The organism is Bradyrhizobium sp. JR3.5 (assembly GCF_054057015.1).
In genome coordinates this window covers 3,188,019-3,202,651 of the sequence record NZ_JBSRYV010000002.1, presented here as the reverse complement: position 1 = coordinate 3,202,651, position 14,633 = coordinate 3,188,019, and the positions used below count along the sequence as shown (strand labels likewise).

Annotated in this window: 8 protein-coding genes and 2 pseudogenes; 4 read left to right on the top strand and 6 right to left on the bottom strand. The window is 65.5% G+C overall.

All coding sequences use genetic code 11. The features are described from left to right. The first annotated feature begins 193 nt into the window (after nucleotides 1-193). Nucleotides 194-1,111, top strand: coding sequence for an efflux RND transporter periplasmic adaptor subunit (locus ACVWW1_RS32245; protein ID WP_456658647.1), 918 nt, complete (start codon nucleotides 194-196; stop codon nucleotides 1,109-1,111). 13 nt (nucleotides 1,112-1,124) lie between these two features. Beyond that, nucleotides 1,125-4,278: pseudogene (locus ACVWW1_RS32240) on the top strand (efflux RND transporter permease subunit). Nucleotides 4,279-4,583: 305 nt separating this feature from the next. On the opposite strand, the gene ACVWW1_RS32235 reads toward ACVWW1_RS32240, so the two are convergent. The 5 genes and pseudogenes from ACVWW1_RS32235 to ACVWW1_RS32215 all read right to left on the bottom strand — a co-directional run bounded on the left by ACVWW1_RS32235 (nucleotide 4,584) and on the right by ACVWW1_RS32215 (nucleotide 10,349). Continuing rightward, nucleotides 4,584-5,213 carry a pyridoxamine 5'-phosphate oxidase family protein gene (locus ACVWW1_RS32235; RefSeq protein WP_456658646.1) on the bottom strand — a complete coding sequence of 210 codons (630 nt, stop codon included), beginning with the start codon at nucleotides 5,211-5,213 and terminating at the stop codon, nucleotides 4,584-4,586. A gap of 24 nt (nucleotides 5,214-5,237) precedes the next feature. Next, nucleotides 5,238-6,944, bottom strand: a pseudogene (locus ACVWW1_RS32230) (dipeptide ABC transporter ATP-binding protein). After that, entirely contained in the window at nucleotides 6,941-7,774 is an 834-nt protein-coding gene (locus tag ACVWW1_RS32225; RefSeq protein ID WP_176534272.1) for an ABC transporter permease, read from the bottom strand. Before ACVWW1_RS32225 ends, ACVWW1_RS32230 begins: the two are co-directional and overlap by 4 nt. Continuing rightward, nucleotides 7,774-8,775 (bottom strand): ABC transporter permease, encoded by a 1,002-nt coding sequence (locus tag ACVWW1_RS32220; RefSeq protein ID WP_456658645.1) that lies wholly within the window; start codon nucleotides 8,773-8,775, stop codon nucleotides 7,774-7,776. The genes ACVWW1_RS32225 and ACVWW1_RS32220 overlap by 1 nt, the downstream gene beginning before the upstream one ends. After that, nucleotides 8,772-10,349, bottom strand: a complete 1,578-nt coding sequence (locus tag ACVWW1_RS32215) for an ABC transporter substrate-binding protein (protein ID WP_456658644.1) — start codon at nucleotides 10,347-10,349, stop codon at nucleotides 8,772-8,774. Before ACVWW1_RS32215 ends, ACVWW1_RS32220 begins: the two co-directional genes overlap by 4 nt. 228 nt (nucleotides 10,350-10,577) lie before the next feature. Between ACVWW1_RS32215 and ACVWW1_RS32210 the strand changes: the two genes are divergently transcribed. Next, the gene (locus ACVWW1_RS32210; RefSeq protein ID WP_456658643.1) at nucleotides 10,578-11,396 is read left to right on the top strand and encodes an AraC family transcriptional regulator; all 819 of its coding nucleotides are present in this window, start codon (nucleotides 10,578-10,580) and stop codon (nucleotides 11,394-11,396) included. A gap of 244 nt (nucleotides 11,397-11,640) precedes the next feature. On the opposite strand, the gene ACVWW1_RS32205 is transcribed toward ACVWW1_RS32210, so the two are convergent. Continuing rightward, the gene (locus tag ACVWW1_RS32205; RefSeq protein WP_176534276.1) at nucleotides 11,641-12,315 is read right to left on the bottom strand and encodes a Crp/Fnr family transcriptional regulator; all 675 of its coding nucleotides are present in this window, start codon (nucleotides 12,313-12,315) and stop codon (nucleotides 11,641-11,643) included. Between the two features lie 210 nt (nucleotides 12,316-12,525). On the opposite strand from ACVWW1_RS32205, the gene ACVWW1_RS32200 reads away from it, so the two are divergent. Continuing rightward, nucleotides 12,526-14,589 (top strand): AsmA family protein, encoded by a 2,064-nt coding sequence (locus tag ACVWW1_RS32200; protein WP_456658642.1) that lies wholly within the window; start codon nucleotides 12,526-12,528, stop codon nucleotides 14,587-14,589. Nucleotides 14,590-14,633 lie beyond the last annotated feature (44 nt).

Sequence of the window (14,633 nt, the reverse complement as noted above, 5' to 3'; positions counted from 1 at the left end):
GGGGCGCATTTGCTTTGGGGCGTACGACCAAAGCGGCCCACAGGTGACCCGCCTCACATGACGTCAGGGCACGATCCGGAACAATGGACCCCGGCCTTTCCGATGCCCACACGATACGACGGCGAGATGAGACTTCGACGAGCGCCCAAGACAATCACTGTCGATACGCGCCAAGTTCTGGATTGATCAGGCGATGAATTTTTCGCAATACCTCAAGCCTGCGCTCGGCACGGTGGTTTTCCTCGCGCTGGCTGTCGCCTATTACGCGTTCGAGCACCGCTCCCATCCGGAGGAAAAGGAGACGCCGGGCCAGGCCCTGGTCGTGGTGACGAAGTCGACCAATGCCTGCTTCTCCGACATGGTCCGCGTCACCGGCTTTATCGTGCCGCGCCGCGAGGCGCAGGTGAATGTCGACCAGGACGGCTCCAAGGTTACCGACGTGCTGGTCCGCGAGGGTGACACCGTGACCGAAAACCAGGAACTGGCGCGGTTGACCCCGCCGCCGCAGCAGGCGGCGCAGGGCAATGCCAAGCCGATCGTGCTGCGCGCGCCGGCGGCCGGCCTCGTCACCGAGGTGCGCACCGCGCCCGGCGCTCCAGCCTCGCCGCAGGCTCCGCCGATGTTCAAGATCTCCATCAACAACGAGATCGAGCTCGACGCCGAGGTGCCGGGCTTCCAGCTCCTCAAGCTCAATCCCGGCGCCAATGTCCGGATCAGCCGCGACGACGCGCCCGACATCGTCGGCAAGGTCCGCCAGATCTCGCCGCAGATCGATCGCGCCACCCAGCTCGGGCATGTCCGCATCACCATCAACAACAATCCGACGCTGAAGGTCGGCATGTTCGCGCGCGCCAATATCGACGCCAAGCGCTCCTGCGGCGTTGCCGTGCCGCGCACCGCGATCGACCGCCTGACCCTGCAGGTCGTGAAGGGCAACACGGTCGAGACCCGCAGGGTGCGCGTCGGGCTGACCTCCGACACCTCGACCGAAATCCTTGAAGGCCTCGACGTCGGCGAAATCGTCGTGGCCGATGCTGGCACCTCGCTGCATGACGGCGACCAGATCAAGACCATGTTCGCCGACGAACTCGATCGCACGCGATCACGCTAATTCGGGCACGCTAATGGCTTTGAACATCTCGGCATGGTCGATCCGGAACCCGCTTCCCTCGATCGTCTTCTCGATCATCCTGCTGGTCCTGGGCTGGGTCTCCTTCACCAAGCTCGCCGTGACGCGGCTGCCGAGCGCCGACATTCCGGTGATCTCGGTCGCGGTGTCGCAGTTCGGCGCCGCGCCCTCGGAACTCGAGTCGCAGGTCACCAAAACGATCGAGGACGGCGTCTCCGGCGTCGAGGGCGTGCGCCATATCTCGTCCTCGATCACCGACGGCCTGTCGGTGACCACGATCCAGTTCGCGCTGGAGACCAACACCGACCGCGCGCTCAACGACGTCAAGGACGCGGTGACGCGGGTACGCGCCAACCTGCCGCAAAACGTCACCGAGCCCTTGATCCAGCGCGTCGACGTGATCGGCCTGCCGATCGTGACGTACGCTGCGATCTCGCCCGGCAAGACGCCGGAGCAGCTCTCTTACTTCGTCGACGACGTGGTCAAGCGCGCGCTGCAGGGCGTGCGCGGCGTCGCCCAGGTCGAACGCATCGGCGGTGTCGAGCGCGAGATCCTGGTCTCGCTCGATCCCGACAAGCTGCAGGCTGTGGGGCTGACCGCGGTCAATGTCAGCCAGATCCTGCGCGGCACCAATGTCGACGTCGCCGGCGGCCGCGCCGAGATCGGCAAGAACGACCAGGCGATCCGCACGCTGGCCGGCGCCAAGACGCTGAATGAGCTCGCCGGCACCATGATTCCGCTGTTCGGCGGCGGCGAGATCCGGCTCGACGATCTCGGCACCGTCACCGACACCATCGCCGACCGGCGCACCTTCGCCCGCTTCAACGGCGAGCCGGTGGTGGCACTCGGCATCAAGCGCTCCAAGGGCGCCAGCGACGTCGTCGTCGCCGCCGCGGTGCAGAAGCGGATCGACGCCCTGAAGGTGTCCTATCCCGACGTCGACCTCAAGCTGATCGACACCTCGGTCGAATTCACCAAGGGCAATTACGAGGCCGCGATCTCGACCTTGTTCGAGGGCGCGATCCTCGCCGTCATCATCGTGCTGCTGTTCCTGCGCGACATGCGCGCCACCATCATCGCGGCGGTCTCGCTGCCGCTGTCGATCTTCCCGGCATTCTGGGCGATGGACCTGCTCGGCTTCTCACTCAACTTGGTCTCCTTCCTCGCCATCACGCTGTCGACCGGCATCCTCGTCGACGACGCCATCGTCGAGATCGAGAACATCGTCCGCCACATGCGGATGGGCAAGACGCCCTACCGGGCAGCCCTTGAAGCCGCCGACGAGATCGGGCTGGCGGTGATCGCGATCTCGCTCACCATCATCGCGATCTTCGCGCCGGCGAGCTTCATGTCCGGGATCGCCGGGCAATTCTTCAAGCAGTTCGGCATTACGGTGTCGGTGCAGGTGTTCTTCTCGCTGCTCGCCGCGCGCTTCGTGACGCCGATGCTGGCCGCCTATTTCCTCAAGCACCATGACCACGACGACCCGCCGCCCGGCCGCATCCTGCGCAGCTATCACGGCCTCGTCACCTGGTCGGTGAAGCACCATTACATCACCGTGCTGATCGGATTTGCGGTGTTCGCCGCATCGATCTGGAGCATCACGCTGCTGCCGCAGGGCTTCCTGCCCGCGCAGGACACCGCGCGCTCGCTGCTCGCGATGGAGCTGCCGCCCGGCTCGCAGCTTGCCTATACCGAGAAAGTCACCGAGGAGATCGTGGCGCGGCTGCGCAAGCGGCCCGAGGTGCGCAGCGTGTTCGTCGACGGCGGCCGCGTGCCGCCGGGCATCCAGGAAGTGCGCCGCGCCGCGCTGATCATCAACTACACGCCGAAGGCGGACCGCAAGATCACCCAGCGCGAGCTGGAGCTGTCGATCGGCAAGGAGCTCGACAACGTCCCCGATATCCGGTTCTGGTTCCTCGACGAGAACGGCCTGCGCGCCATCTCGCTGGTCGTCACCGGTACCGACAGCAACATCGTCAACAACGTAGCCAGCGAGCTGGCGACGCAGATGAAGCGGATTCCGATCATCGCCAACGTGATCTCGGAGACCGCGCTCGACCGGCCCGAGCTGCGCATCCGTCCGCGCGCCGAGCTCGCGGCGCGGCTCGGCGTCTCGACCCGAAAGCCTGTCGCAGACCATCCGCGTCGCCACCATCGGCGACGTCGGCCCGGCGCTGGCCAAGTTCGACGCCGGCGACCGCCAGGTGCCGATCCGCGTCCAGCTCGAGGACAACGCGCGCAGCGACCTGCAGATGCTGGAGCAGCTGCGCGTGCCGCTCGGTCAGCGCGGCGAACGCGGCGGTGTGCCGCTCTCTGTCGTCGCCGACATCCAGCTCGACCAGGGCCCGACCAGCATCAACCGCTACGACCGCGAGCGGCAGGCCACCGTCGCCGCCGACCTCGTCGGCAACGCCGCGCTCGGGGACGCCACCAAGCTGATCTACGACCTGCCTGTCATGAAGAGCTTGCCGAAGGGCGTGAAGGTCAGCCCGTCCGGCGACGCCGAGAGCCTCGCCGAGCTCTCCGACGGCTTCGCCACCGCGATCACCGCCGGCCTGATGATGGTCTATGCCGTGCTGGTGCTGCTGTTCGGCACCTTCCTGCAGCCGATCACCATCCTGTTCTCACTGCCGCTCTCGATCGGCGGTGCGATCGGCGCGCTGCTGCTGACCGGCAAGCAGCTCACCACGCCGGTGTGGATCGGCATCCTGATGCTGATGGGCATCGTCACCAAGAACGCCATCATGCTGGTGGAATTCGCGGTTGAGGCGATTCGCGACGGCAAGGCGCGCGAGGAAGCCATGATCGACGCCGGCATGAAGCGCGCCCGCCCGATCGTGATGACCACGATCGCAATGGCCGCCGGCATGATGCCGTCGGCGTTGGCGTTCGGCGCCGGCGGTGAATTCCGCTCGCCGATGGCGCTCGCGGTGATCGGCGGCCTGATCTTCTCGACCGTGCTGTCGCTGGTGTTCGTGCCGGCGATGTTCATGGTGATGGACGATATCGGCGGCCTGATCTGGCGCTTCGGCAAGCGGCTCGTGGTCTCGCATGCCGATCATGAGCTGACCCCGAGCGAGCGCCAGCCCGACCAGACCAAGCGACCACCCGGCCCGCCGAGCGTGATCTCGCCCGCGGCGGAGTGAGCTGAGGGCACGACGCGTCAGCGCACGATGAAGGGGTGCCCACCAAAATATCGAAAAACAACCCCATGCAAAGTAGCCGGCGGCTGCCGGCGTTCGACACGGCAGCTTGACTCGTCGGGCAACTCAGCGGTATTTTTCCATTATTCCGAAATCATGATGTGAGTCTGCCGGCCCCTCCAACACGTCGTCCCTGCCTAGTGCGCAATTGCGCACTAGGCAGGGACGACGATGAGGAAGGATCTCGATCCAAGGCGTCACACCACCCGGGGTCATCACCCGGATGCGCATGCGGGTGATCTCAAGCTCTAATACAGTCTCGTGCGATAGGCCTCTTCCATCGTCTTCTCGGCGACCTCGACCGCGGCGGTCTGCTCGGCGATGATCCGGCCGAGCGTCGGGAAGCTGTGGCGCTCGACCTGCGCGGCGGGATTCCAGAGCTTTGAGCGCATCAGCGCCTTGCCGCAATGGAAGTAGGTCTCATCGACATGCACCTTGATGCCGATGATCGGCGTGACGTTCTGCACCGTCAGCGGCGTCAGGAGATCCGGCTCCTGCGAAATCTCGGCCCGCCCGTTGATGCGCAGGGTCTCGTTGATGCCCGGCACCATGAAGATGAGGCCGACCCCGGGCGAGGCCAGGATATTGCCGAACGTGTCGACGCGGTTGTTGCCGCGCCGGTCCGGGATCAGCAGCGTTTTGTCGTCGAGCACCGAGACGAAGCCCGGCGCGTCGCCGCGCGGGCTGGCGTCGGCATGGCCCTTGCCGTCGCTGGAGGCGATGACCAGGAACGGCGACAGCGCGATGAAGTCGCGGCAGAACTTGTCGAGACGGTTGAGCACCTTCTTTTCGGCAAGCGGGCTCAACTGCCCGAAATGCACGCGAAGATCCTCCTGCGACTTGACCGGCGGCTTGCCGCCTGCGCCCTCGTGACCCATAGCGAACCTCCCTTTGTTGTTAGTCTACACCGCGTCGATGCCGGAATCGATCCTCGCCGTCTGGCGTGCGCCGGCCGCGGCCGCAAACCCCGGCTGATCGAAGAAATCGCGGCCGGGAATCGCATCGAGCAGATCGCGGGTGTAGGCCTGACGCGGCGCGGTGAAAACCTCGGCGGTGGTGCCTTCCTCGACGATGTGCCCCTTCTGCAGCACGATGACGCGGTCGGCGATCTCGGCAGCGATCCGCAAATCATGGGTGATGAAGATCATCGCGAGCCGCATTTCCTGGCGTAGCTCGGCGAGCAGTGCCAGCACCTGGGCCTGCACCGAGACGTCGAGCGCCGACACTGCCTCGTCGGCGATCAAGACCCGCGGCTTCAGCGCGAGCGCCCGCGCGATGCAGATGCGCTGCCGCTGGCCGCCGGAGAATTCGTGCGGATAGCGATCCGCGGCGGCCTCCGACAGTCCGACCCGGACCAGCAGCTTCCGCGCCTGCGCCATCGCCTCGGCGCGCGAGGTGCCGTAGGCCATCGGGCCGCGCGCGATGGCATCGCCGACCTTCTGGCGTGGATCGAGACTGGCAAACGGATCCTGGAACACGATCTGGAGCTGCCGCCGCGCCTGGCGCAACGCTTCACCACGCAGCTGCCGGAGATCGGCGCCGCCGAAGCGGATGGCGCCGGCATCCGGCTCGGTCAGCCGCATGATCATGCGCCCCAGCGTCGACTTGCCGGAACCGGATTCGCCGACGACGGCCAGCGTCTCGCCCTCGTGCATGGTCAGCGAGATGCCATCCGCGGCGACGACTTCACGCGGCGGCTGCAACCAGCCGCGCTTGACCCGAAAGGTCTTCTGCAGGCCGACGACTTCCAGCAGCGGCTCCGGTCGCACGATCGTGTCATGGATGTCCGCGAGCCGCGCCTTCGGCACCGCGTCGATCAATTCGCGCGTGTAGGCGGCTTGCGGATTGCGCAGCACCTCGCTGACCGTGCCCTGCTCGACCACCTTGCCATGGCGCAGCACCACGACGCGGTCGGGCGACATCGGCGACGACGCCGAAATCATGGGTGATCAGCAACACGCCCATGCCACGCTCGCGCCGGAGATCGTCGATCAGGCGCAGGATCTGGCGCTGGGTCGTGACATCGAGCGCGGTAGTCGGCTCGTCGGCGATCAGGAGCGCGGGCCGGTTGGCCATCGCCATCGCGATCATCACGCGCTGGCGCTGTCCGCCGGACAGCTCGAACGGGTAGCTTTTCTCCAGCAGGAGCGGGTTCGGCAGCCCGACCTGCGTCAGCAGCGTCTGCACCCGCTCGCGGACCTCCGCCATCGGCGGCGTCGGCCGCTGGTGCGCCAGGATCATCTCCTCGATCTGCTTGCCGACCCGCTTGAGTGGATTGAGCGAGGACAACGGCTCCTGAAAGATCATCGCGGCATTGCCGCCGCGCAGGTTCCGCAAGCCGCGGCCGTCGAGCTTCGACGGATCCTGCCCCGCGACCATGACGGTGCCGGACACGATGTCGACGCCCCGCGGCAACACAGCTGCAGGACCGCATGGGCGATCATCGACTTGCCGGAGCCGGATTCGCCGACCAGGCAAACGACCTCGTTAGGCCTGATCTCAAACGACACATTCTCGACCGCGAAGGGCCGGTCGCCGCCTTTAGGAAGCGCGATCGAGAGGCGATCCACGGCCAGAACGGGTGCGCTGGACTGCACGGTCTCGTTCATGACCGGCGCCTCGAGACACGCGGGTTGAGGACGTCGGACAGGCCCTCGCCGAACAGGTTGATCGCCAGCACGGTGACGAGGATGGCAAGCCCGGGAAACACGCTCATCCACCACGCATTGCGGATTGCGGTGCGCCCCGCGCCGATCATGAAGCCCCACGACATCAAATTGGGATCGCCGAGCCCCATGAAGGACAGCGCGCTTTCGAGCAGGATCGCGGTCGCAACCGTCAGCGACGTCACGACCAGGATCGGCGAGATCGCGTTCGGCAGGATATGGCCGAGCACGATGCGCCAGGTTCGCTCGCCCTGACACAGCGCCGCCTCGACGAATTCGCGGTGCCGCAGGCGCAGGAATTCCGCGCGCGTGAGCCGCGCCAGCGGCGGCCAGCTCACCGCACCGATGGTGAGGATGATCGTGAGCAGCGACGGATTGAAGGTCGCGACCAGCAGGATGGCCAGCACGAAGGCCGGAATGGTCTGGAACAATTCCGTCATCCGCATCAGCACCAGATCGACCTTGCCGCCGAAATAGCCCGAGATCGCGCCGACCACGACGCCGATCGCCATCGCTGCGAGCGCCGATGCGATGCCGATCAGAAGCGAAACGCGCGCCCCATAGGCGACGCCGGCCGCGACATCGCGGCCGAGCGTATCGCCGCCGAGCCATAGCCCGTCCTCGCCGGGCGGCGTGAACGGCGCACCGACCATCTCCCAGGGCGAGACCGGAAACACGATCGGCGCGATGATCGCGACGACAACGACGACGAGCAGCAGGACGAGCCCGATCATGCCGCTGGGATGACGCAGGAAGGCGCGCACCGTCTCCATCACGCCGCTCCCGTGGTCATGCGCGGATCGATCAGCCGGTAGACCAGGTCGGTCAAAAGATTGAGCGCGATCACAACGATCGAGAGGATCAGGAAGATGCCGAGCAGGACCGGATAGTCGCGTTGCAGCAGCGCCTCGAAGGTCAGGCGGCCGAGGCCGGGCCAGGCGAACACCGTCTCGATCACCACGGCGCCGCCGACCAGCGCGCCGGCCTGCATGCCGGCAACGGTGACGACCGGTACCAGCGCATTGCGCAGCATATGACCGACCACGATGCGCATTCCGGACAGGCCCTTGGCGCGCGCCGTCTTGATGAAATCCTGCTGCGCGACCTCGATGATCGAGGAACGCATCAACCGCGCATAAATCGCGAGGTAAATCGCTGCCAGCGAGGTCACCGGCATGATCATGTGCTTCATGATGTCGAGCGCGCGCTCGATTGGCGAGAGCTGGACGTTGATGGTCTCGTAGCCGAACGGCGGCAGCCAGCCGAGCGTCACCGAGAACACCAGCACCAGCATCAGGCCGAGCCAGAACACCGGCGTCGCGTAGAGCACGAGCGAGAGCACGGTGAATACCGTATCGAGCACGCTGCCGGCCGCGAGCCCCGCCAGCGCGCCGAGCGCGGTGCCGATCAGGAGCGCGAGACAGAACGCCGTGACCGTCAGCAGCAGCGTCGCCGGCAGCCGTTCGAGGATCAGATCGACGACGGGGCGGCGCTGGCGATAGGAATAGCCGAGATCGAACCTGACGACGCGGCCGAGGTGGCTCACGAGCTGGACGAAATACGGCTTGTCGAGCCCGTATTCCTTGCGCAGATCGTCGAGCAGCTTTGGATCGGACGCGCCGGATTGCCCGGCCATCACCTGGGCCGGATCGCCGGGCGCGGCCCGCACCAGCACGAAGTTGAACGTCGCGATGACGAGGATCACGGCGACGAGCTGGGCGATGCGGCTGATCGCCTGGAGCCCGATCGCCGCTGCGCTCCCGAGCCGGGTCACGATTTGTAGACCGACCCGAAGGTTTCGTGCGAGCCGATGCCCGTGGTCACGATGTTCTTGAACCCCTTGTCGTAGATGATGGGATATTCGATCTCGAGCGTCCAGGCCACCGGCACATCCTCGACCAGGATCTGCTGCACCTTGCTGTAGAGCTCCTGGCGCTTGGCCTCATCGAGCGTGATGGCGGCCTCGTCGAACAGTTTGTCGACCTCGGGATTCGAGTAGCCTTGCGTGTTCGAGAACAGGATGCCCTTCTTGATGTTCGACGAAATATAGGTGCGCGCAACGCCGAGCGCGGGATCGCCGAGCTGGTAGAGCAGGTTCTGGGTCATCTCATAATCCCAGTTGCCGACCTTCTCGGCCCAGCCGGCCATGTCGGTGCCGACGAGCACGAGGTCGATGCCGACGCGTGCAAAGCTCTGGCGAAAGAATTCACCGGCGCGCTGATAGGACTCGCCATAGGGCGGCACAATGTATTTGATCTCGGCCCGCTTGCCGTTGGCGCCAACCTTCAGTCCCATGTCGTCAAGCAGCGCCTTGGCCTTGTCGACCGAGAACTCGTAGCGCTTCACATTCGGATCGTAGAACCGCGTCTTCGACGAGATCGGGCCGGTCGCAACCTTGGCATTGCCGAAATACACGCGCTTGCTGAACGCCTCGCGGTCGATCAGGTGCATCACCGCCTGCCGGAACCGCTTGTCGTTCATCGGCGCGATGCGGTTGTTCATTTCGAGCCACTGGTGCGGCGCGAAATACTCGTATCCCTTGGTGGTGAATTCGAGGTTCTTCTGCGCCTTGAAGCGCTGCACGTCATAGAATTCGACGTCGGACCATTGCACCAGCTGCACAGTGCCGTTCTCGAGCGCGAGCGCACGCGACGCCGCATCGGGAATCACGCGGTAGACGATCTCGTCGAGATAGGGCTCGTCCTTCAGATAGTAGCCGTCGTGGCGGACGAGGTGAACATGCGAGCCGCGCACCCATTCCTTCAGCTTGAAGGGGCCGGTGCCGATCGCCTTGTCGTTCTCCGGGTTCTTGCGATAGTCGGTGCCTTCGTAGATATGCTTGGGCACGATCGGCGCGGACGTGCAGTCGAAACAGCCGATGAACGGCGCGAACGGCTGCTTCAGCTTGAACACGACGGTGAGCGGATCGGGCGCTTCGGCCGATGCCACGCGTGCGAAGTTCTGCCGCGCGCGCGGATGCGTCTCCACCAGCAGCTTCATGCAGCTGAAGACCACGTCCTCCGAGGTCATCGGCTTGCCGTCGTGGAAGGTGATGCCGGGAAACAGCTTGAATGTGTAGGTCAGGCCGTCCGGCGAGATCTCCCAGGACTGCGCCATGCCGGGCATCGGCTTGAGGTCGGCGCCGTACTTCAGCAGGCCTTCATAGATCTTGCCGCCGAGTGTCAAGGTCGGCTGCTGCTGGTTCAGCGCGGTCACCAGAACCGGCGGCTCCGGCTGGATGATGGTGTTGAGCGTTCCACCGCGGGTCTGGCCCGCCGCCCGCGTGATACCGAACGGGATGGCTGCCCCGCAGGCCAGCATCGCCTTGGTGAATTCGCGTCTGTTCATCGGACCTCTCCGTCGCCGCGCGTCAGGCATTCGATTTCGGCGAATGTCGCGGGGTGAGGCATTGTTGCCAAACGCCGTATCCCGCGCTACCTGAATGGGGACAACAACCATCGCGATCGGGCCAACTGGCCCGGAAGATGCATGAGCACCCTGCGAAAACGACGATCGATCAGGAGCTCACGACACTTGAAAGTCGCAGCGCGACGAAATGACACCGCCGGTTTGCGCGTGTGCCGCAAGCAAGCCGGTCCCGTAGCCGCCGCGCATTATGCCGGACAATTGCAACAGGTCGAACGGCCGCTCGCCGCCATGGCGGCCTCGTATCCGAACGAAAGCACGAGCGCGCGACACGCGCATCGACGCGATCAGTTCATCCTGCAGACCGCAGGCGTGACCTCGATGATGACCGAGCGCGGCCATTTCGTCGTGCCGCCCGGCCATGGCCTGTGGATTCCGGCCGGCGTCGCGCACCAGTCGCGTGCATGGGGTGAGGTCGAGATCCAGACCATCTATGTCACGCCGGATCGCGTGCGGAATGCGCCGGCAACCTGCCGCCTGATCAGGGTCTCGGCACTGGTCGAAGCATTGATGGAAGAAGCGGTGCATATGCCGACCCGTTACGACCCGGAAGGGCGCGACGGCCGGCTGGTCGATTTCCTGCTCGATGAGATCGGCAGGATGCCTGAAGTGTCGCTGCACGTGCAGGTACCGCCCGATCCGCGGCTCGCCGCGATCTGCGAAGCGGTGCTGGTCGATCCGAGCTCCGATCTGACGCTCGACCAATGGGCCGATCGCATCCAGCTCAGCCGGCGGACCTTGACGCGTCTGTTCCGGCGCGAGACCGGACAGAGCTTTGCGGCCTGGCGCCAGCGGGTGCGGCTGCTTGAAGCGCTGGCGCGGCTCGGCGCCGGCGAGGCCGTCACCTGCGTCGCGCTCGACGTCGGCTATGACAGCCCGAGCGCGTTCGCCGCGATGTTCAAGCGCGAACTCGGCGCCGCGCCGCGCCAGTATCTGCGCTGGGCCAATCCCGAACTGGAGTTGAGGTAGGCGAATTCGCGTCACGCATCTGCGGAACGCAAAACCCCTGCGGTCAACGGGAAAGACCGCAGGGGTTTGCAGGTGGATGGCGTGAGGCCAGCAAGGCTGGGTGTCACCCCAAGGACCGGCACGCGGATGAAAGCGATACCCGCCTCGTCATGCAAGCAAGTCTTTTAGGCAGGAGTGCGTCAACATTCGCAAGCAAGGCGCGCGAGAGGACGGCGATCCTCGCGCGCGCGTTGCATGCAATCGTTTAGTCGTTGCGTGCGACCGCCGTCAGCTTGGTCATGTTGTGCAGCATGATCCGCCCGCGCTGCAGGTCGACGATGCCGTCCTTGCGCCAGGTCTGCAGCTGCCGGTTGACGCTCTCGCGCGCCGCGCCGACGAAGATGCCGAGCTGTTCCTGCGAGATGTGCACCTCGGAACCGAAATCCTCAGCCAGCGCGCACAGCCGGCGTGCGAGCCGGACCGGCAACGGTTGCAGCACAGATTCTTCCATCCGCTCGCTCTGCCAGCGGATGCGCTGGCACAGCAATTCGATCAGGCGGACCGCGACCTTCGGCTCGCGCTCGAGGAAGCCCAGGAAATCCTCCCGCCGCAGGACGAACAATTCGGTGGGCTCGCCCGCAGTCGCATCCGCGGTGCGCTCCTGACCGTCGAGGACGGCGACTTCGCCGAACAGGTCGCCGGATCCCATGAAGTTCAGTGTGAGCCGGCTGCCGTCGGAGGCACCAGTTTCGATGCGCATCTGGCCGCGGCGGACCCCAAACAGGGCGTCGCCGGGATCGCCTTTCTGGAACAGCACCTCGCCGGTGGCGAGCTGCTGGGTGTGGCAGAGACCCGAAAGCCGCGCCAATTCGTCCGCACCGAGATCGGCGAACATCGGGTTCATTTTCAGAATGACCGCAAATTCGGCCTGTTTGCTCATTGTATTGCCTTCCAAATCCATCCGAGCGGTCCCCTCCGCCGGTTAGCAACAATCACCCTCATAAGAGTGTGTGAGAGGTCACATAAGTTCATGCTGGTAACGGATTATTTTTCCGGCCGTTGGAGCGAGATCCCGTTTGCGGGATAATCTTGCGCGATCGGCCGTGCCTTTCCGCGGCGGAACCCTGTCTGCCCGGCCTGGAATATCGAGATGAGAGCACTGAAATTCGCCGGGGCCGCCATCGCTGTCGTGATCGTGATCATCGCGCTGGTGGCCGCGGTCGGGATCCCGTCCTCGTTCCTCACGTCGGCCATCACCGAGCGGGTCGAGCGGGAGACCGGCTACACGCTCAGCATCAATGGCGGCGCCAAGATTGGCCTCTGGCCGACCGCCACTCTGACGCTGAGCGACGTCGTGTTGCAGGATCCGCGGGAGCGCGAGGCCAACAACCGGTTCGCGGCTGATCGGGTCGAAGCCGAGATGACGCTATCGAGCCTGTGGTCGGGCCAGCCCGACGTCACCGACCTCGTGATCGTCAAGCCGGTGATCAATCTGCCGCTGCAGCGCGAGCGCACCCGCGACCATAATCCGCCGGCGAAGTCTTCCGCCTCCGGCAGCGGCGGCCTCACGATCCGGCATGTCAGCGTCACCGGCGGCACCATCGTGTTCTCCAATGTGCGCGACCGGGTCGAGAGCCGGATCGAGACGCTCAATGCCGATGCGACCATCGGCAACGACCGCAAGATCGTCGTCATGGGGAGTGCGAGTGCCAGTGGCAAGCCGCTGAAGTTCGAGATCCGCGCGACCGCGCCGCAGGCGCCGCTGGAACGCCAGAACGTGCCGGCCGAGTTCAACATCGACGCACCTGGCCTGTTGCCCGCGGCGATCAAGGCGAATGCGGAAGTGCGCCTGAACGGCACGGTGGTGATGTTCAACGGCGTATCCGGCACGCTCGGCGATGGCGGCTTCACCGGCTGGGCCTCGGTCGACTTCGCCAGCAACAAGCCGCTGGTGAAGCTCGATCTCGACTTCCAGCGCATCACGATGGCGCTGACGCCGAGCCAGCCCGATGCGACGCAGCCATTGGGCACCAACATTTGGAGCAACGCGACGATCGATCTTGGCGGGCTCAATTATGTCGACGCGCAGGCGCGCATCTCGACGGCGGAGCTCGTGATCGGCGACGGCCGCTTCGCGCAGGCGGCGATCGATGCATCTGTTGACAGCGGCGTGCTGAAGGCCCGGCTCGCCAATCTCGGCGCCTATGAGGGCACCGCCAATGGTGACCTCACGATCGACGCGCGGGGCGCTACTCCAAGCTACGCGCTGCGGCTCGATCTCGCCGGCGTGCGTGCGCTGCCGGTGCTGAAGAGCCTCGCCGAATTCGACAAGCTCGACGGCAAGATGCAGGCGAAGATCGCGCTGACCTCGCAAGGCACGAGCGCGCGCGCGATCGTCGGCAATCTCGGCGGCACCGCCTTCGTCGTATTCCAGGACGGCAAGATCCTCGGCCTCAACGTCGCGCAAATGATCCGCAACCTCACCACCAGCACGCTGTCGGGCTGGCAACAGGGCCAGGAGCTGTCGACCGATCTCAGCCAGCTCTCGGCCTCGTTCAAGCTCGACAAGGGCCAGGCCGTGACCACCGATCTCAATCTGATCGGCCCGCTGGTGAAGATGAGCGGGGTCGGCACCGTCGATATCAACACCCGCCAGATCGGGTTCCGGGTCGAGCCGCAGCTCGTGATGACCACCGAAGGCCAGGGCCGCGTCGGCAATCCGGTCGGCCTCGGCATCCCCGTGATGATCGAGGGGCCCTGGGTGTCCCCGCGGATCTATCCGGAGATGCAGGGCATCCTCGACAATCCCCAGGCCGCCTATGCCAAGCTCAAGGAGATGGGCAAGGGTTTGTTCGGCGCGAACGGCCAGGGGCTGAGCCAAGGTCTGAATGGACTGACCAACCTCCTCAACGGCCTGCAGGGCGGTGGGACCGCCACACAGCCCGGCACGGGCCAGGCGCCTGGCGGTGCGACCGCCGGCCAGAACAACCCGCTCGGCGGGCAGCTCGGCGACACCATCGGTAACCTGCTGCAGCAGGGCCTCTCCACCCTGAATCAGGGCAACTCCTCCCGGCCGAGCCGCAGCCTCGCCCATCCCACTCCGGACGCGCCGCCGGCCGCCACGCCACCGCCCTCCCCTCCGCCGGCCGACACCGCCGAGCAACACGACAATCCCGCGATGAACGACGTGCTGCGACAGCTGTTCAACCGCTGAATATTCCCGCATATCCCCCGCCGGAATGCAGGGCTAACCATGCG

Excerpts from the sequence above, each read along its gene's own strand:
- ACVWW1_RS32200 (WP_456658642.1), top strand. The coding sequence starts at position 12,526 with ATGAGAGCACTGAAATTCGCCGGGGCCGCCATCGCTGTCGTGATCGTG.
- ACVWW1_RS32245 (WP_456658647.1), top strand. The coding sequence starts at position 194 with ATGAATTTTTCGCAATACCTCAAGCCTGCGCTCGGCACGGTGGTTTTC.
- ACVWW1_RS32205 (WP_176534276.1), bottom strand. The coding sequence starts at position 12,315 with ATGAGCAAACAGGCCGAATTTGCGGTCATTCTGAAAATGAACCCGATG.
- ACVWW1_RS32225 (WP_176534272.1), bottom strand. The coding sequence starts at position 7,774 with ATGGAGACGGTGCGCGCCTTCCTGCGTCATCCCAGCGGCATGATCGGG.
- ACVWW1_RS32215 (WP_456658644.1), bottom strand. The coding sequence starts at position 10,349 with ATGAACAGACGCGAATTCACCAAGGCGATGCTGGCCTGCGGGGCAGCC.
- ACVWW1_RS32235 (WP_456658646.1), bottom strand. The coding sequence starts at position 5,213 with ATGGGTCACGAGGGCGCAGGCGGCAAGCCGCCGGTCAAGTCGCAGGAG.